The organism is Natrinema salsiterrestre (assembly GCF_029502005.1).
GTDB classification, from domain to species: Archaea; Halobacteriota; Halobacteria; order Halobacteriales; family Natrialbaceae; genus Natrinema; species Natrinema salsiterrestre.
Genome location: NZ_JAMQOT010000004.1, coordinates 332,737 through 350,809, shown reverse-complemented (window position 1 = coordinate 350,809; position 18,073 = coordinate 332,737). Strand labels below are relative to the sequence as shown.

General features: G+C 65.2%; 19 protein-coding genes. 5 read left to right on the top strand and 14 right to left on the bottom strand.

Features of this window, described 5'->3' with window-relative positions:
- The 4 genes from NDI89_RS13670 to NDI89_RS13655 all read right to left on the bottom strand — a co-directional run bounded on the left by NDI89_RS13670 (position 1) and on the right by NDI89_RS13655 (position 4,658).
- Complete coding sequence (locus NDI89_RS13670) at positions 1-1,230, bottom strand: GNAT family N-acetyltransferase (RefSeq protein WP_277522162.1); 1,230 nt, start codon at positions 1,228-1,230, stop codon at positions 1-3.
- Positions 1,231-1,393: 163 nt separating this feature from the next.
- Positions 1,394-2,551 (bottom strand): pyridoxal phosphate-dependent aminotransferase, encoded by a 1,158-nt coding sequence (locus NDI89_RS13665; RefSeq protein WP_277522161.1) that lies wholly within the window; start codon positions 2,549-2,551, stop codon positions 1,394-1,396.
- A gap of 2 nt (positions 2,552-2,553) precedes the next feature.
- Positions 2,554-3,039, bottom strand: a complete 486-nt coding sequence (locus tag NDI89_RS13660) for an Lrp/AsnC family transcriptional regulator (RefSeq protein WP_277522160.1) — start codon at positions 3,037-3,039, stop codon at positions 2,554-2,556.
- A 146-nt stretch (positions 3,040-3,185) separates the two neighbouring features.
- The gene (locus tag NDI89_RS13655) at positions 3,186-4,658 is read right to left on the bottom strand and encodes an ATPase domain-containing protein (protein WP_277522159.1); all 1,473 of its coding nucleotides are present in this window, start codon (positions 4,656-4,658) and stop codon (positions 3,186-3,188) included.
- Between the two features lie 216 nt (positions 4,659-4,874).
- On the opposite strand from NDI89_RS13655, the gene NDI89_RS13650 reads away from it, so the two are divergent.
- Positions 4,875-6,266, top strand: coding sequence for a sensor histidine kinase (locus NDI89_RS13650; RefSeq protein WP_277522158.1), 1,392 nt, complete (start codon positions 4,875-4,877; stop codon positions 6,264-6,266).
- A 5-nt stretch (positions 6,267-6,271) separates the two neighbouring features.
- Here NDI89_RS13650 and NDI89_RS13645 read toward each other — a convergent pair whose 3' ends face one another.
- Positions 6,272-6,841 (bottom strand): hypothetical protein, encoded by a 570-nt coding sequence (locus NDI89_RS13645; RefSeq protein WP_277522157.1) that lies wholly within the window; start codon positions 6,839-6,841, stop codon positions 6,272-6,274.
- A gap of 112 nt (positions 6,842-6,953) precedes the next feature.
- On the opposite strand from NDI89_RS13645, the gene NDI89_RS13640 reads away from it, so the two are divergent.
- Positions 6,954-7,517, top strand: a complete 564-nt coding sequence (locus NDI89_RS13640) for a thioredoxin family protein (protein WP_277522156.1) — start codon at positions 6,954-6,956, stop codon at positions 7,515-7,517.
- 81 nt (positions 7,518-7,598) lie between these two features.
- Entirely contained in the window at positions 7,599-8,387 is a 789-nt protein-coding gene (locus tag NDI89_RS13635) for an HpcH/HpaI aldolase family protein (protein WP_277522155.1), read from the top strand.
- Between the two features lie 33 nt (positions 8,388-8,420).
- On the opposite strand, the gene NDI89_RS13630 is transcribed toward NDI89_RS13635, so the two are convergent.
- Positions 8,421-9,539, bottom strand: a complete 1,119-nt coding sequence (locus NDI89_RS13630; RefSeq protein WP_277522154.1) for an NADH:flavin oxidoreductase/NADH oxidase — start codon at positions 9,537-9,539, stop codon at positions 8,421-8,423.
- A gap of 142 nt (positions 9,540-9,681) precedes the next feature.
- Here NDI89_RS13630 and NDI89_RS13625 point away from each other — a divergent pair, with 142 nt between their 5' ends.
- On the top strand, positions 9,682-10,527 hold the full coding sequence (locus NDI89_RS13625; protein ID WP_277522153.1) for a BtpA/SgcQ family protein: 846 nt from the start codon (positions 9,682-9,684) through the stop codon (positions 10,525-10,527).
- Between the two features lie 16 nt (positions 10,528-10,543).
- Here NDI89_RS13625 and NDI89_RS13620 read toward each other — a convergent pair whose 3' ends face one another.
- The 4 genes from NDI89_RS13620 to NDI89_RS13605 form a co-directional block, all read right to left on the bottom strand.
- A complete protein-coding gene (locus tag NDI89_RS13620) occupies positions 10,544-11,782 on the bottom strand; it encodes a tripartite tricarboxylate transporter permease (protein WP_277522152.1) in 1,239 nt (412 codons plus the stop codon).
- A gap of 116 nt (positions 11,783-11,898) precedes the next feature.
- Positions 11,899-12,246 carry a 50S ribosomal protein P1 gene (rpl12p, locus tag NDI89_RS13615; RefSeq protein ID WP_277522151.1) on the bottom strand — a complete coding sequence of 116 codons (348 nt, stop codon included), beginning with the start codon at positions 12,244-12,246 and terminating at the stop codon, positions 11,899-11,901.
- Between the two features lie 18 nt (positions 12,247-12,264).
- Positions 12,265-13,308, bottom strand: coding sequence for a 50S ribosomal protein L10 (locus NDI89_RS13610; protein ID WP_277522150.1), 1,044 nt, complete (start codon positions 13,306-13,308; stop codon positions 12,265-12,267).
- A 1-nt stretch (position 13,309) separates the two neighbouring features.
- Positions 13,310-13,942 carry a 50S ribosomal protein L1 gene (locus tag NDI89_RS13605; protein WP_277522149.1) on the bottom strand — a complete coding sequence of 211 codons (633 nt, stop codon included), beginning with the start codon at positions 13,940-13,942 and terminating at the stop codon, positions 13,310-13,312.
- Between the two features lie 331 nt (positions 13,943-14,273).
- Between NDI89_RS13605 and NDI89_RS13600 the strand changes: the two genes are divergently transcribed.
- Positions 14,274-14,882 (top strand): hypothetical protein, encoded by a 609-nt coding sequence (locus NDI89_RS13600; protein ID WP_277522148.1) that lies wholly within the window; start codon positions 14,274-14,276, stop codon positions 14,880-14,882.
- 372 nt (positions 14,883-15,254) lie between these two features.
- On the opposite strand, the gene NDI89_RS13595 is transcribed toward NDI89_RS13600, so the two are convergent.
- The 4 genes from NDI89_RS13595 to NDI89_RS13580 all read right to left on the bottom strand — a co-directional run bounded on the left by NDI89_RS13595 (position 15,255) and on the right by NDI89_RS13580 (position 18,038).
- Complete coding sequence (locus NDI89_RS13595; protein ID WP_277522147.1) at positions 15,255-15,743, bottom strand: 50S ribosomal protein L11; 489 nt, start codon at positions 15,741-15,743, stop codon at positions 15,255-15,257.
- Positions 15,744-15,832: 89 nt separating this feature from the next.
- Entirely contained in the window at positions 15,833-16,141 is a 309-nt protein-coding gene (gene cutA / locus NDI89_RS13590; protein ID WP_277522146.1) for a divalent-cation tolerance protein CutA, read from the bottom strand.
- A 74-nt stretch (positions 16,142-16,215) separates the two neighbouring features.
- A complete protein-coding gene (locus tag NDI89_RS13585; protein WP_226006403.1) occupies positions 16,216-16,407 on the bottom strand; it encodes an HEWD family protein in 192 nt (63 codons plus the stop codon).
- A gap of 119 nt (positions 16,408-16,526) precedes the next feature.
- Positions 16,527-18,038, bottom strand: a complete 1,512-nt coding sequence (locus NDI89_RS13580; protein WP_277522145.1) for a phosphoenolpyruvate carboxykinase (ATP) — start codon at positions 18,036-18,038, stop codon at positions 16,527-16,529.
- Between the last annotated feature and the right edge of the window lie 35 nt (positions 18,039-18,073).

Sequence of the window (18,073 nt, the reverse complement as noted above, 5' to 3'; positions counted from 1 at the left end):
TCAAAAGAACTCGCCGAGATAGACGTCGGTTTCCGGGAAGAGTTCCGCGAGCGTCGCCACCGCGTTCTGTCCCTTCGCCTCAATGCGTCCGGTCCGCTCGAGGGCGGTCGCAGACCGAGCGCCGACGGCGAGTTGCGAGAGCGCGGCGATATCGAGGGTAACGTCGGCATCGCTCGAGCCCGCCGCGTCGGTCAGGCGCTCGCACGCTCCGTTTCCGTCCGACACCTCGAGCGCGAACGGTCCCTCGTTCCAGTCGACCAGCGGGTCCTCGACGGCGATCGTGAGGGCGACATCGCGGTTCGGATACGAGAGCGCGGAGAGGGTTTCCGCCACGTCAACGAGGCGAACCATCGGGCCGTCCGAGACGGCAGTGTCGATCTCGTCGGGGTCTCGAGCGATGTCCCGAATCGGAACGTCGACGGGGAGACGGAGCCGCACCCGCTCGACCTGCGACTCGTGATCGTAACAGAACGAGAGCAGCGCCAGAAGGGCGTCGCGGTCGACGAACGCCAGTTCGGAGACGGCCATCGTCGGGCCGTCCGAATCGGCGTCGATCGTGTAGACGAGGTACCCCCGTACCCGACCGTCGCGCTCGTAGGCGTAGACGAACGGATCTCGGTCGTACCCGCCCAGCGCGCGGTACCGCCACCAGTCCTCGTCGCGCTCGAGCGCGAGCCCGTACCGGTCGGCGTGGACGTCGTATGCGGGCTCGAGGGCCTCGTACTCGTCGGGTTCCAGTCGGCGGAACGAGCCCGCGTCCCGATCGATCGCGTCGGAGGCGAACGATAGCACCGCCGGCTCGCACTCGTGCGTGACGATCCGGTTTGCCGTGTCCCAGCCGTACCGGCGGTAGAACCGGTAGCGGAACGGCCACAGCACCGAGAACCGGACGTCGTGGTCGCGATACTCCGCGAGCGAACGAGCGAGCAACCGTCTGACGTACCCCCGACGGCGGTACTCGGGCGGGGTCGCGACCGACGCCAGCCCCGCGGTCCGATGGACGTCGCCGCGGACGCGGGACTCGAGCCAGTAGTGGCGGCAGACGCACCGCGGCTGGGCGTCGTCGGTCGCGTCGGTTTCGTACAGCCCGCGACGGGAACCGAGCGTCGACCGCGGCGTCTCGTGTTCGTCGGGATCGTACGCCGGCACCCCCTCCGCCGCCCTGAACGCGTAGCTGCTGTACTCGTGAAAGACGTCCCGCTCGTCCGGGATGGGACGGTAGTCGACCATGCAAGCGAGAGTGCGGCCAATCGGCAAAACTGTTCGTGATCGCGATACGCAGCACGGTTGAGCTACCCACCGCTAGAGCGGTGGGATTCAGGTGGACTCCCGTTCCGGCCCCGGATGGGGCGGGAGAATAATCGGTCCGAAGGAGGGTCGAGAGACCCCGTCGTTAGGCGTGTTCCTCGACGAACGCCTCGATCCGGTTGAGCGCTTGCCGGAGGTCGCCGAGTCCGGTCGCGTAGGAGACCCGCAGGTGACCTTCACCGACGTCGCCGAAGACGTCTCCGGGGACGACGGCGACGCCCTGTTCACGGAGGACCTCCTCCGCGAACTCCTCCGCGGTGAACCCGTCCGGCACCTCGGGGAAGCAGTAGAAGGCCCCCTTGGCCTCGAAGACGTCCATCCCGATCTCGCGGAACCGCGAGAGGACGAACTGCCGTCGGCGGTCGTACTCCTCGACCATCTCCCGGACGTCGTTGTCGCAGGTATCGAGCGCCTCGAGCGCGGCGTACTGCGGCGTGGTCGGCGCCGAGAGCATCGTGTACTGGTGGATCTTGTTCATCGCCCCGATAGCGTCGGCCGGTCCGAGCGCGTACCCCAGCCGGAGACCGGTCATCGCGTAGGCCTTCGAGAACCCGTTGAAGACGATGGTCCGCTCGCGCATCCCCTCGAAGCTCGCGATCGAGGTGTGCTCGCCGTCGTAGGTCAACTCGGCGTAGATCTCGTCCGAGAGGACCGTCAGGTCGTGCTCGCGGGCGAACTCCGCGATCGGCTCGAGGTCCTCGGCCGGCATGATCGCCCCGGTCGGATTGTTGGGATAGCAGATGACCAGCATGTCCGCGTCGGCCGCGCCGGCCCGCTCGAGCCCCTCCACGGTGAGCCGGAAGTCGTCTTCCTCGGTCGTCGGGACGGGCAACACCTCGCCGCCGGCGAAGGTGACGCCGGGTTCGTAGGAGATGTAACAGGGCTGGGCGACCGCGACCGTGTCGCCGGGGTCGACGAACGCCCGGAAGGCGAGATCGACAGCCTCGCTCGCGCCAGTAGTTACGATAATCTCCTCGTCGGGGTCGTACCCCAGGTCGAACCGGTCGGCGACGTAGTCGGCGATCGACTCGCGGAGTTCGCGCTTGCCCCGGTTTGCCGTGTAAGAAGTCTTTCCCTGCTCGAGGGAGGCGATCGCGGCGTCGCGGGCGGCCCACGGCGTCGCGAAGTCGGGTTCGCCCACGCCCAGCGAGATGACCTCGTCGCGTTCCTCGGCGATCTCGAAGAAGCGCCTGATTCCCGACGGCGGGACCGCCTGCACGCGGTCTGACAGTTCGAACGTCATGGTCAGGGTGAGTACGAGAGGCGGTCGTCGTCCTCGCCGTCGCCGAGTTCGATCCCGTTCTCCTTGTAGGATGTCATCACGTAGTGGGTGACCGTCTGCGTGATCTCGGGGACCGGCGCGACCTTTTCGCTGATGAACTGGGAGACCTCGCGAATGGAGTCGCCCTCGACCTCCATGTCGAAGTCGTAGTCGCCGCTGATCAGTCGGAGGGCTTTGACCTGCGGGAACCGTGCGAGGCGCTCCGCGATGTCGTCGTAGCCGGTCTCGCGGTCGAGCGTGACGTTCAACTCGACCTCGGCTCGGACGCGCTCGTCTTCCAGTTTGTCCCAGTCGACGACCGCCTGGTACCCCCGGACGACGCCCGCCGCCTCGAGTTCCTCGATGGTCGCCTCGACCTCGCTCTCCTCGAGGTCGGTCATTCGCGCGATATCCGCCGTGGAGTAGCGCGCGTTCTCACGGAGCAACTCGAGCACCTCGCGTTCGCTCATACCGCTTGCAAACGCGAGCGCGAGTAAAGGTCTAACGTTGTTGGGTTGGCCCGACGGCGACGGCCGGGACGGTCGGACCTCGTTCTCCGGGACGGCCTCGAGAGATCTCTCCACTGCTCGCCGACGAGTTCGGGGCGGGGCTGCCGTCAGTGATCGATATTCGACGAGCCGTCCCGAACGATTTCCGGCGTGCCGCTCAGAATCCCGCGGAGCTGGGTCAGCGGCTCGCCGACCTTGATCCCGTGTTCCGTGATCTCGTACTGTCGAAGCGTCCGCTCGTAGTCGCTCGTTCGCTTTTTCAGGACGCCGATCGCCTTCTGGAGTCTACCCTGTAACTCGAGATGGCGGAGGAACACGATGTTGTCCGCGAGATAGCTGACGTTCTCCTGGGTCGCGTGGAAGTCGCCGGTCACGTCCGAGGTCTCGTCGATGAAAATCGTGGTCACGTTGTTGGCCTTGAGATAGCGCCCCAGCGAGTGGAGCCGTTCGATCGTCCGCGTCGTCTCGCCGCGAAGCGACAGTCGGTAGCCGGCGACCCCGTCGATCATGACGAGATCGGCTCCCTCGGTTTCCACCTGGTGTGTCACTTTGGCCGCGAACTCCTGTGGGGAGAGGTTGAGCGCCTCTATCTCTTCGATATGTAACGTTCCGCGGTCGATCATCCGCTCGACCGGGAGATTCACCGCCTCCGACCGCGTCAGGAACGTCTGCTCGCTCTCCTCGAAGAGGTAGATGACCGACCGCTCTCCGCGCCCCGCCGCTTCCTTCATGAACTGGGTCCCGAGCGTCGTCTTCCCGACACCGGTCGGTCCGCTGACGACGCTCACCGTCCCGGCGTTCAGTCCGCCGTCGAGGAGTTCATCGATTTCGGGAACCCCGGACGAGAGCGCCTCGAGCGACGATTTATCCCGTTCGTTGCCGATCGCCAGCTCCGGATAGACCGTCATCCCGTCGTCGGTGATGCGGTAGGCGTGGGTCCCGCTCGCAGTTCCCGAACCGCGAAACTTGGGGACGGTCAGCCGCCGCCCGTCCCGGCTCACGGCCAGCTGGATCGTGCCGTCGCTGATGTACTGGAGGTCCTCCGTCGGCAGCCGACCGGTTTCCTGGGCCGTGAACAGGACCGTCGCTCCGTGCCGTTTCAGAAACCGCATGAATCCGATCGCCTGTTTCCGGAACTGGTACTCTCCGCTGGTCAGATAGTAGAGCTGCGTGAGCGGATCGACGACGACGCGGTCCGGCTCGACGGCGTCGACGCGCTCGACGATCGTTTCCGTGAGGGGTTCCTGCTCGACGTCGGCGGCGTCGAAGACGTCGTACGACTGGTCCTCGGTGAAAACGTCGGCACTCGGACTGAGATCGAGGAACGCCATCTCGTCGACGTCGAACCCGAGGGTGGCGGCGTTGCTGCGGAGGTCGTCGAGGTCCTCCTCGAGGTTGATGAACAGAACGGTCTCGTCGGCCGCGAGGCCGGCCTGCAAGAAGTGAAAGCCGAGGATGGTCTTGCCGGCGCCGGCCGGCCCGTTGAGCATGTAGCTCCGGCCTCGAATCGCGCCGCCGCGGAGGATAGTATTCAACCCAGAAATTCCGGTCGAGAGTCGATTAGGCCCAACATCTGCCATACGTCTCTATGGCAGAGTGCCATCTCAAAAGCTTTTATCTTTTAGCTGTCAATATTCCGGTGTGCATCGTGACAATTCCAACGGCGAGTGGCACCGATATTGGCTAAGGCTTCGAAAACACCGGTGGAAATAGCGAACGAGCTTCTACCAGAGCCACAATAGTTTTCACATCGTCCTTCAGAAAGAACAGTAGATCGATCTGATCGCGATCACACCGTGAATATTCTTCTCTCTATCGACGACCGGACGAACCGAGATCACCTGCGAACTCAGCTCTCCGAGTCGGGAACGTACGATTTCAGCGTCGGAGACGCTCCGGAGGACAGCGGCGACGACATCGATCTCTGGATCGTCGACGGCACCACCCTCGAGCGGGACCCCGAGGCGATTCTGGCTGCGAAAGAAGGCAAGGAGCCCCAGTACTTTCCGGTTCTGTTGATCTGTCCCGAGGAGCGGCTCTCGTCCCTCCAATCGACCGTCTGGGACTACGTCGACGACGTCGTCGGAGTGCCAGTCACGCCGGCGGTGCTGGACGTCCGTCTCACGAACCTCTTGCGAACGCGCGCGTTGTCGCTGCAAGCCCTCTCGTCCCAGCAGCGGTTCGATTCGCTCGTCCGCACCACCTCGAGTGGCATTCTGTTCCTCGATACCGACGGCACGATCGAGTTCGCGAACGAAGCCGTCGAGACGCTGTTCGGCTACGAACCGTGCGAACTGATCGGCAGCCCGATTACGCGGCTGATTCCACCGCGACTCCAATCACAGGCGAAATCCGGAATCGAAGCGTACCGGAACCGAATCTCGGCGGGGGTCGACGGCGCAGTCCTCGAGTCCGTGGGGAAACATCAGAGCGGTCACGAAATACCGATTCGGATCTCCTACGGCTGGTTCGAACTCGATGGGGACACGTACCTCACCGGAATCGTTCAGGAGATGACGGCGATCAAGAAGCGCGAAACCAGACTACAGGTGCTCAATCGCGTGCTTCGCCACGATATCCGGAACGACATGAACGTCATTCAGGGATACGCGAACCTCCTGACGGGACACTCACCGGAGGCCGATCGACACGTCGAGACGATTCTCTCGGTCGTCGACGACGTGATCCAGCTCAGCGAACAGGCCCGAGATCTGGATCGATTGTTCCATTCCGATCAGGAGGCCGGCAAGCCGATCGATGTCTGCGCACTGGTGGCAGCCAAATCGGCGGAGTTCAGGGACACCTATCCGTCGGCCACCGTCGAAACCGTCTTTCCGGACGGGACGGGGTTCACCGTCGACGCGATCGACCTCCTCGGGTCGGTCGTCGACAATCTGATCGAGAACGCGATCAAGCACAACGATACGGACGCCCCCGCTGTGACGATCACCGTGTCCCGCGAGCCCGAACGCGGAACGGTTTCGATCGAGTTCGCCGACAACGGACCGGGACTGCCCCAAAACGATATCGAGGTGATCGAGACGGAAACGGAAACACCCCTCGAGCACGCGAGCGGACTCGGACTGTGGTTGGTCAACTGGATCGTCACGGAGTCGGGCGGCGTCATCGAGTTCTCGGAGAACGAACCGCGAGGGAGCCGTCTCAGAATCTCGCTCCCGGTCGCGTAACGGAGCTACCGGTAGTTTTTGAACAGCAGCGCTCGCACGTCGTCTTTCGTCTGGACCTGCTCGGTCGAGCCGTCGGGGAGATCCACTGTGTACCGATAATCCGCGGAGTCCGACTCCGACCACTTGTCGTCGTGAGTCTCGAGTAGACTCATCATTTCGTCTAGCATGTCGTCGTCATCGGCGGAGCCGTCCCCGTCGTCGTCGGCGGAGCCGTCCCCGTCGTCGCCGTCGCCCAGGTCTCCGGCGGGTCCGTCGTCAGCGGCCACTTCGCTCGAGCCGTCGGGAGTCGATTCGTCCGGTTTCGCTCGTTCGTCGTAGCTGACTTCCTCGAGTTCACTGGGGTCTGCCTCTCCGTCGATGGCCGCCCCGACGGACGCGGCGACGTCGTCGGCCGCGGTCGAGCCGAACTCGCCGCTGGTCTCGAGTTCGACGTCCTCGTCGAAATTGTCGATCAGGAACTGGACGGCGTCCTGTTCGCGGACGAAGCCGTACTTGCCGACGACCGATTCGGCGACCTCCTCGCGGAGGTGCTGGATGAACGCGTACTGCTCGTCGGTGACCTCGAGCGTCTTCATACCCTGTGGATGTAGGCCGGGGTACTAATATGTAAGTCGTCGCGACCCTCGGACGAGCGAACCGACTGTCGAGAACGTGACGATTAAGGACGAACGAACCGAATCGTTCGACATGGTTCTCACAGAGTCCGAGTCGGAACTCGAGGCGGGCGACGTCGCACCGGCGTTCGAACTCGAGGGCGTCGACGGCGAGACGTACACTCTCGAGTCCTTCGCGGACGACGAGGCGCTGTTGGTGGTCTTCACGTGTAACCACTGTCCGTACGCGCAGGCGAAGTTCGAGTTGCTGAACGAACTCGCGGACGAGTACGACGACGTCTCGGTTGTCGGGATCAACCCGAACGACGCCGAAGCGTATCCTGACGATTCGTTCGAGCGGATGCGGGAGTTCGTCGACGCGGGAAAAATAGCGTACGACGCCTATCTCCGGGACGAGAGTCAGGAGGTCGCCCGGGAATACGGCGCGGTTTGCACACCCGATCCGTTCCTCTTCGAAAACGACAACGGCGAGTTCCGGCTGGCCTACCACGGCCGGCTCGACGACGCACCCAATCCCGACGACGAGCCGAGCCGGTTCGAGAGCCGCGAGGCGATCGAGGCCGTCCTGGCCGACGAGCCCGTCGACCTCGAGTGGCGGCCCTCTCGGGGCTGTTCGATCAAGTGGAAAGACGATTGAGTCCGAAACGACCGTTTCCGACCCATCGCCGCACCGTTTGGCCCCAGACTTTTCTCGTCAGCCGGCGTGGCTATCGGCCGTATGAGCCAGCACCCACGCGGGAACGCGCTCCGCGAGACGCTCGAGGCCGGCGAGGTCGCGCTCGGCGTCCTCGAGAACACGTACAGTCCGACGGTCGTCGAACTCTACGCGGCGCTGGGCGCGGACTTCGTCTGGATCGATCTCGAGCACGGCGGCCCGAGCCCGCGGGACGCGGGCCGGCTGGAGGAACTGCTGCGCGCAGTGGACGGCACCGACGCGGAGCTGCTGGTGCGGCTTCCCGACACCGATCCGTCGCTGGTTCGGAAGGCCCTCGACGCCGGCGTTCGAAACGTCTTCCTCCCGCGAGTCGGGAGCGCCGACGAACTCAGGGCGGCGGTTCGGGCCGGCCGGTTCGAGTACGACGGCGAGCCGGGCCGGCGCGGCATGGCCAGCCCTCGAGCGGCCCGCTGGGGGTTGACCGACGACTACGCGGGTACCGAAGACGAGTCCGTCGTCGTCGGCGTCACGGTCGAAACCCAGTCGGCGCTTGACGACCTCGACGAGATACTCGCGGTCCCCGAACTCGGGTTCGTCTTCATCGGCCCGCTCGATCTCTCGGTCTCGCTGGGCCATCCGGGCGAGTTCGATCATCCGAACGTGGAGGAGGCCGTCGAGACGATCCGATCGGCCGCCGTCGAGGCGGACGTTCCGGTCGGCGGGCTCGGATTCGGCATGGACGACGTCAACGAAAAGGCGCGGAACGGCTATCAACTCCTGAATATCGGCACGACGACGGGCGCGTTGCGGTCGTCCGTCACGGGCTGGCTCGAGGCCTACGACGGCGAGTAACCACGGCGCCGACGCGCGGCGGAACTGGCCGCGCTACCGCTGAACCGCTCGCCGGTACTGGACCGGCCACTGCTTCGCGACTTCGTCCGGATCGCGCTCGAGGTCGCCGGTCGCCCGGAGGCCGAAGTACGGATCGCGCAGGAACTCCCGGCCGACGAGGACGAGGTCGGCGCGGCCGTTGCGGATCAGCGCGTCGGCCTGCTCGGGTTCGGTGACGCCGCCGACCGTACCGACGGCGACGTCGGCGCCCTCGCGAACCTTCTCGGCCAGCGGGACCTGGAAATTCGGTCCGCCGGGAACGGCCTGCTCGGGGTGGAGCCCGCCCGAACTGACGTCGATCAGATCGACGCCGAGATCGGCGAGGTCATCGGCCAGTCGCACTGACTGTTCGATATCCCACGACTCGCGGTCGTCGAGCCAGTCGGTTCCGGAGATGCGAACGAAGAGCGGCTTGTCGTCCGGCCAGACCTCGCGGACGGCACTGACGATCTCCCGGGTCAGGCGCGTTCGGTTCTCGAAGCTCCCGCCGTAGTCGTCCTCGCGGTGGTTCGTCGCCGGGGAGAGGAACTCGTGGAGCAGGTAGCCGTGGGCCGCGTGGACCTCGGCGATCTCGAACCCGGCCTCGAGCGAGCGCTCGGCCGCCGCGCGGTAGGCATCGATGACGCCCTCGATATCGTCCTGATCGGCCTTCTTCATCGCCGGGCGATCGCCGTCGAACGGCGGGTACGCCTCGGGAGACGGCGTGAGAACCTCCCACCCGGATGCCCCGCTGGGATCGGTCCCGTCGGGCTGGATCGGGACGTGGCCCTCCCACGGGCGCTCCTTGCTCGCTTTGTGGCCCGCGTGGGCGAGCTGGATCCCGGGCACCCCGCCCTGATCGCGGATGAACTCCGTGGTCGGCTCGAGCGCGGCCGCGTGCTCGTCGCTCCAGATCCCGAGGTCGTGGGGCGTGATCCGGCCGGCCGGACTGACCGCCGTCGCCTCGGTCATCACGATCCCCGCGCCGCCGACGGCCCGGCTCCCGAGGTGAACGCGGTGCCACTCGGTCGCGAGCCCGTCCGGCTCACAGGAGTACTGACACATCGGCGAGACGGCGATTCGGTTCTCGGTCTCGAGATCGCGCAACGGTAGCGGAGAGAGTAAGTCAGTCATCGCAGAGACGTTACGACGGCGGCGAGAAAACAGCCGTGGAGGGAGAGGGGATTGCCGGATCGCGGACGAGCGACATGAACGCCGACGCCGTTGGCAAGGACCGCCCACACGAACTTATCCCGCTCGCGGACCCAGCACCGATATGACAGCAGGCAGCGCCCTCGGAGACCGGTTCGACGTCGAACGGCCGATCGTCGGCATGGTTCACCTCCCGCCGCTCCCCGGCGCACCGGATTTCGACGGTGACCGCGAGGCCGTCCGCACCCGCGCCCTCGAGGACGCGCGCCGTCTCGAGGCCGGCGGCGTCGACGGGATCGTCCTCGAGAACTTCGGCGACGCGCCGTTCTACCCCGACGACGTGCCGACCCACGTCGTCGCGGAGATGACCGCTATCGCGACGGCCCTGACCGACGCCGTCGACCTGCCGGTCGGCGTCAACGTCCTCCGCAACGACGCGGCGGCAGCGCTGTCGATCGCCGCGGCCGCCGACGCCGAGTTCGTCCGCGTCAACGTCCACGTCGGCACCGCCGCGACGGATCAGGGTATCCTCGAGGGCCGCGCCCACGAGACGCTTCGGCTCCGCGATCGGCTCGAGGCCGACGTGTCGATCCTGGCGGACGTCCACGTCAAACACGCCGCGCCGATCGGTGCGCGGGATATCGAACGCGCGGCGCGCGAAACGGTCGGACGCGGCGGGGCCGACGGGTTGATCGTCTCCGGCCCCGGGACGGGTGTCGAGACGGCGCTGGCGGATATCGAGCGCGTCGCCGACGCGGCGGCGGACGAGAGTACGAACGCTGACCGCGCGCCGGTGTTCGTCGGGAGCGGCGTGACGAGCGACACCGTCTCCGACTGTTTCGCAGCGGGCGCGGACGGCGTCATCGTCGGCACGGCACTCAAAACGGACGGCGTGACGACGAACCCGGTCTCGAAAGAGCGGGTCGACGAACTCGTGACCGCGGCTCGAGCGGCGGGCTCGAGCGACTGACGACAGGACCGTCCTCTCAGAGCCCCAACATCAGCGGCCCGATCAGAACGCCCATCAGGTGGACGCGGCGACACCGCAATCGAACCGGGACCGTGCCGATCGCGGTCGCGACGACGAAAATCCCGATGCCGAGGCCACCGGTAAACAGATACGAGAGCCCGAGCAGGACCGCGAGGATCGCGGCCGAGAGTTTCCAGTACGTGACTCGACCGACGAGTTCGAGGTAGGCGTCTCCGACGACGATCACGAAGACGAACCCGACTACTCCGGCGAGAACGACGGCCCCGAGCAGGATCGGGAGCTCGAGGGGCGCGGCCGTGCCGTCGAACGCGACCAGTACGCCGGTCCGAGGGTGACCGATCGCGACCAGCGCGAAGAGCGCGAAGACCGTGTTCGCCGTGTCGACGCCGCTGGTCGCGACGATGTAACCGCGGTCGCTGGCCCCGTTAGGGACGACCGCCAACACCGCGACGGCGGCGATGGCCGCCGAAATGCCCGGAATGTAGCCGACGATCGCACCGGCCAGCGTGCCCGCGATCGCCGTGGTGCCGACGAACCGACGCGACGTCTCGATCCCGGTCCCCGACTGCCGGGGAATTCCGCTCCCTCGAATCGCGTCGATCAACACCGGCGCACCGAAGAGGCCGGCGAAGAGGGGCGCGAGCGTGCCACCCGCCTCGAGGGGCGCGTCGGTCGAGAGATCGAGCGTGAGCGCACCGAGGCCAGTCGCGAGGGCGAACGACAGAACGCCACCGAGCCGGCCCCGCCACGTGCGTTCGGATGCGATCAACGCGACCGCGACCATCGCGAGGACGAGCGGAAGATGTGCCCGGATCGTCGGATAGGCCGCCGTCACTGCCCACGTGATGGGGACGGCGAGCGGGACCGCCGCGAGCACGGCGAGGATACTGCCGAGCGCGGACAGCCGAATCGCTTCGTACCCCCGGCCCTCGAGCACCATTCGATGCCCCGGCAGCGCGGTGACGGCCATCTCGGCGTCGGGAACGCCGAGCGCCATCGCGGGAACGGCGTTGCAGAACGTGTGGACCACACCGGCCGCGAGCATCGAACAGCCGACGAACAGCGGCGGGCCGGGTACTATCGGCACGACACCCGCCAATAGAAAGGCGAAGTTGTTCGCGTGCACTCCCGGGACGAGCCCGCTACAGCAGCCGAGCAGCGAGCCGGCGAGGGTCCACGCGAGCACCTGGAACGCCACCGTCGGCTCGAGACCGAGTTCGACTGGTGCGGGCATCGCTGATGCTGGCCGCGGCTTCCGATATATATCCACGGCTCACAGTCGCGTCGCTGGAGACGATCGTCGAAAGAAAATCGGGATTGCAACTCGTCGGAACCGAACCGACGTGGACGTTATCCGAAGAGTTCGCCGAGACCCTCGCCGTCGGCCTCGTCGTCGTCATCGTCGTCCTCGTCCGTCGTGTCCGGCACGTCGCTGGTCTCTTCGACCTCTTCGTCCTCGTCGCCCTCGTCGGCAGCGGGCTCGGCAGCCGCGCCGCCTGCAGCGCCACCGGCAGCGGGGACGGCGGCGGCCTCGGAGACTGCCTCGTCGATGTCGACGTCCTCGAGTGCGGCAACGAGTGCCTTCACGCGGGACTCTTCGACGTCGACGCCGGCAGCGTCGAGGACGTTCGTCAGGTTGTCTTCGTTGATCTCTTCGCCCGATTCGTTCAGGATGAGTGCAGCGTATACGTATTCCATTGTTGGATCCTCCGTTAATTAACCGAACATCTCGCCGAGACCGGCCGCGCCGTCGCCGTCGTCTTCGTCGTCGTCATCATCGGCGTCGGCGTCTTCGGTCTCGGCCTCGTCTTCAGTCTGGTCGTCCGCCGATTCGTCTTCGTCGTCGGCTGCCGCCGGTTCGGCGGGAGCCTCGACGTCCTGGAGTTCGTCAGGAAGTGCCTCCTCGTCGTCGACCTGTGCTGCGAGCGAACGCAGCTGCGCGTCGGCCTTGCTGACGAGATCGGGCATCAGGTCCTCGTCCTCGATCGCGGCCTGCAGGCCGAGGCTCTTGGCCTCGCCCGTGGCCTTCGCGATGAGCGTCGGGGCCGTCGTCGCGGTCGGGAAGCTCGCGTTGAGCGCGAGGTTCCGAGCACGGGCGGCGGCCGTCGACACGTCGCTCTCGTAGGCTTCGACGTCGATGTCGAGGTCTTCGGGGCTGAAGAGCACGCCCTCGGCGATAACGGCTCGGAGGTCGAGACCGACCTCCTTGGGCTCGATGCCGAGCTCGTTCAGGACGTTCGCCAGATCGACGGAAACCTCCTCGCCGGCCTCGAGGACCGTCGAGTCTTCCATGACCTGGATCGACCCTTCTTCGATGCGCGCGTTCGCGCCGATCCCCTGGAGTTCGCCGACGAACGGCCCGGGATCGACACCGGTGTCCCCTTCGGGGATGACGATGTCGTTCGGGGCGACTTCGCCCTCGTTGATCGGAGCGGGCGTCTTCGACGCCTCGAGCTCCTTGTACAGCGAGAACGGGTTCTCGTCGGTCGCGATGATCCCGACCTGTCCCCCGATGTGCTCGACGAGGTCGCCGAGGCCGGCGTCCTCGAGGGCGCGCGTCTGTAGGGTGTTGCGGCTGACGCGAAGCACGGCGGTGCCGTGCAGGTCGCGACGCATGTCCTGGAGCTGCTTCGAGGGAATGCCGGCGATACCGACGACGCCGACGCTGTCGTATTCGTCGATGATCTCGGCGAGGTCGGCGACTTCCTCTTTCTTCCACTGCGGAAGGTTCTCGGTTTTGCGTTCAGCCTGTGCGCTCATGTTAGGCCACCTCCACGGACGGGCCCATCGTCGTCTTTACGTAGACGGCGTCGATGTTCTGGGGCCCCTTCTCGAGGTCGGCGTGCAGGCGACGCAGGATGACGTCGATGTTGTCGCCGATGTCCTCGGCGTCCATGTCTTCGGCGCCGACGAGCGTGTGGAACGTTCGTCGGTCGCCGGAGCGAAGCTGCACGGTGTTTTTGAGCCGGTTGACGGTTTCGACGACGTCGTCGTCGGGCGAGAGCGGGTCCGGCATCTTCCCTCGGGGACCGAGAATGGTACCCAGGTGCCGGGCGATGTCTTGCATCATCGCCTCTTCGGCGATGAAGAAGTCCGTCTCGTCGGCCATGTCTTTGGCGTCGTCGTCGTCCAGATCCGCCACGTCGTCCACCGAAAGGACCTCGTCCGCGGCCTCCTCGGCGCGGACTGCGGTCTCTCCTTCGGCGATGACGACGATGCGGGTCTCCTGGCCGGTTCCGGCCGGCAGGACGATCGACTCGTCAACGCGGTTCGACGGTTCGTTCAGGTCTAAGTCGCGCAGATTAATCGCGAGGTCTACCGTCTCGGTAAAGTTCCGGTCCGGCGAGTCCTCGAGTGCGCGGGCTACTGCTGTTTCAATATCCGAATCTGCCATCGTTCACCTCCGTAGTACGCAGGGTGTGCTCCTACGGGTCAGTGAAACAGGCGATGCCTGTCTCCCTTGAACCAAGTGTCATCCCGAACTTAAACCCGTCGAACTGCCTGTACGGTCGTCTCGCAGTCGCACGCGGTTCTCGCAGGGGAAATGGTATCGTGGGATCAGCGGACGTATCGATCGGTGACTGTTCTCGATCACTGTGAGCCGGGTCCTCTCGACCGATACGTGGAAGCGGGGTTTCGTTCCATCGAGTTTCCCGATATATGTTCGCTGAACTGACGTTCACTAATCGAAAGCTCTATAATACGTGATAGTGTAGCACGGATATATGGGGCCAGTAGATTTTTACGTGATGGCCGGGGGACTGCCGCTCGACTCGGTCGCCGCGCTGGCGGGACACGGCGAGGGTCTCGAGCTGTATCGGTCGCTCGAGCCGATCGCTCGGGCCGGTATCCAGTTCGTCGGGACCGGCCTCGTCGCGATGATCGTGCTCGGATTACTCCAGCAATACGGAACGACGGCGGTGGCGAAATCCCGCGGCAGTCCGATTATTTCGCTCTGTATCGGCGTGCCCAGCCTCCTCGTCGTCGCCGGGGTCACGAGTACGGGGATCATTATCGTGGATTCGAGTATCGGGGCGTTCTTCGGGATTCCGATGGTCGTCATCGGTGCGGCGATCCTGCCGGTCGCGACGGCGGTCGGTTTCGTCGCAATCGGGCGCACTGTCGCCGCTCGGTTCGGTAGCGACCGGCTCAGTACCGGCCTCTTCGTCGGCGCACTCCTCAGCGGCGTGTCCGGGCTCGCGTTTCCGGCCACCGTGGTGCTCGTCGGGGTCGCCGCGGCACTCGGTCTAGGCGCGAGCACCCGCGTTCTGTTCGGTGCGACCGGGACCGGGAACCCCAACGAACGAACCGTTCCACCCGCAAACAAGATCTAAGTCGGCGGTCGTCCGACCGACTCCCCCTCTCACGACGGCGTTCGGACCCGACGAATGCGATCCCGTCACTCCGTTCCTCGAGTCCCAACGAAATCTGGATCAGTGACCCGGAACGAACCAGCCGATTCCGATCGGGTCACGGCCGAGAAGTAACGCTGTGCCGGTTTTCCTCGAGCGAGCGGCGCACACACTGCTCGGCGGCGGAGAGAACGAAGAAACACTCGTTCTGTTCGCGCTTCGAGCGTCCGGACTACGCTGCCGCTTCGTCCGCAAGCACGAAGAAGGACTCGCTACGCTCGCACTTCAGGCGCTCGCCTCAGCGGCGAGCACAACGAAACACTTCGCTCCGCTCGTGTTTCGAGCGCGTCCGGACTACGCTGCCGCTTCGTCCGCAAGCACGTCGTCGTACTCGCCGTCGTCGACTCGCTGCTTGAACTCGCGGGCGTCGTTGCCCTCGATGGTGACGCCCATCGAGGCGCAGGTGCCGACGACTTCCTTCGCGGCGTTGATCGTATCGTAAGCGAGCAGGTCAGGATGTTTCTGCTCGGCGATTTTCTTGACCTGCTCGACGGAGAGGTCCGCGACGAAATCCTTCTGGGGTTCGCCGCTGCCGGTTTCGAAATCGGCTTCGTCTTTGATCAGCGCCGCCGTCGGTGGGACACCGACGTCGATCTCGAAGGAGCCGTCATCTTCGTAGTCGACCGTGACGGGGACTTCGGTGCCGTCGAACGCTTCGGTCTGATCGTTGATTTCCTGTACGACAGCCTGCACGTCGACGGGGGTCGGTCCGAGCTCGGGACCGAGCGGCGGGCCAGGGTTGGCCTGGCCACCCGGAACGAGCACTTCGATGGTTCCAGCCATACCCGTCACAACCCGTGCGCGAGTTTTAAGGGTTGCTAATTCGGGCAGTCATCGCCTGTGACCGTCTGACGTGGATCGCCCGGATCGAGCTACCGATTCGCGACGCTCTCCGCACGCCACTCCGCGAACGGCTCGAAGACGTCGTCCTCGTCGAATCGCTCGATACAGGGGACGTCGTAGGGATGTTCCTCCCGAACCCGTGTCACGAGGTCATCGTAGACCTCTGCCGTCGTTTTCGCGAGCAACACTGCCTCCTCGTCTCGCTGAATCTCGCCGTCCCAGCGATAGGTCGACGTCGTCGACAACCGATTGACGCAGGCGGCGAGTCGGTCCTCGACCAGCGTTTCGGCGAGTTCGTCGGCTGCGGCCGTTGGTGCCGTAATGTAGACGGTCGGCATCGGAGATACTACGCTCGAGTCCGGGAAAAGGGTACGCACACCGAGGGATGCGAGATGCGGAGAGGAAACGTCTATCAATTATCGGCTTCGTCGACCGGTCTGAACGTCCCGGTGATGTCCCACTCGTGAATGCAGTGTGGGCTGCCGACCTGTTTCTCGCCGTCGTCGCGGGCGATCTGCCAAGCCTCGAGATCCTCGTCCCACCGTTCGCCTCGACCGCACGCTTCGCAGATTCTCGCGGTCGGTTTTCGTACCCGTGCGCTCATTATCGAACCGTGAGAACTCGACACATATAACGGTGTGTGTGTGCGGCAATTGCTGCCAGACCGTGTGAAGAGCGTGATTTGTCTGAAAACCGGAACTGTCGCTCCCCGTGCAATCGGCGTCAGTAGACGGCGTCCGTGATCTCCTCGCGAAGTTCGTCGAACTCCGCGAGGTAGTCGCGACGTTCCGCACGGAGTTCCGCGAGCGCGTCGTCGTAGTCGTCGACGTGGTCGGGGACGTAATAGTCCTCGATATCGAGTCCGGGGACGGAGTCGGGGATCGTCAGCTCCGTCCGCTCGTCGCGGGTCCACTCGATGGTGCCGCGAGCGGCCTCGGTGAGAATCGTGACGGACTCGGTAACGCCGATGTCCTTCGACTTCTGGCCGAGATAGCCCGTGTTGATGACGTAACAGTCGATATCGAGAATGTTGATGAGTTCGTGGAAGATGTTCCCCTCCTCTCCCTCGGAGCCGATGATGAAGGGGTTCGTTCCGACGACGCGGATCGACTCGCCCGCTCGAGACGGGTCACCCGCGCTGGTCTCGATCGACTCGCCGAGCATGAAGGCGACGGCGGCCTGCTCCTCGTCGAGTTTGGCGACCGGCGGCATCAGCGGGTTTCGGGTGATGAAAAAGACCTGATCCATCCGGTCGAGGTCGATCTCCTCGTCCGCGCTCTCGAGTTCGTCGCGCTGGATGATCGCCCTGGAATTGGCGGTGTATCGGTCCTCCTCGAAGTGAACGGTACCGTCGTCGTCGACCGCGACGTTCTCGAGGATCGCCGAGTCGGCGGTCGCGGCCTCGTAGAGCTCCGGTTGTTCCTCCTCGTCGAGTCCGATGGTCTTGATGTACAGTCCCTCGCCCTCGCTCCCGGCGACGGAGCCGTCCGAGAGGAGGCCGCAGACATCGTCCTGCAGCATGGAGGCGTCTTCGGGGTCCTCGAGCCAGCAGCCGTGGGACGTCAGGGTCGATTTCCCGGTGGCGGAGAGGCCCATGAACACCTGGCCGACGGTTCGGAGCTCGCCGTCGTCGTCGCGGACGCGGACGCGTTTGCTGCCCGCGTGGAGTCCGAGGCCGCCCTGTTGCTTGATCCGATACATGAACAGTCGGAGGAACGACTTTTTGGCCTCGCCGGTGTAGTCGCTGCCGAGGACGGCGGTGAAACCGGTGTCGGGACGGATGCGGATCGCAGTCTCGTCGTGGTCGGGGAGCTGGACGGTGTAGAGATCGGGGTCCTGCCCGTCGGCCGGCTCGAACAGGTTCGCCCACGCGTAGGCGATTCGAGCGTGTTCGACGGGAACGAAGAGTCGACAGCAGAAGGTCGCCTCCGGGTGGCGGCCCATCAGGCGGTCGACACAGAGCAACTCGGTGTCGTCCGTGGCGTCGACGGCGGTGTCGATCAGGTCGTGATCGCGGTCGTCGAACTCGTGGTCGACGGCGTTTTTCGTCCGGTCCGAACTCCGCGAGCGGAACTCGCTGACGTAGGACGGCGACCCGAATTCGGTCGTCGTCTCGTCGGGTCCGGCGAGTTCGCGCAGTTCCTCGAGCGACGGGTTGTACCGGACGTTCGACGCTGTCGTTGGATCCGGAAGCTGACGGACCAGTGGACGGGACTCCGTCCCGGTTTCAGACATACACGTAACCCACCACTGTCCTGATGCATAAACAT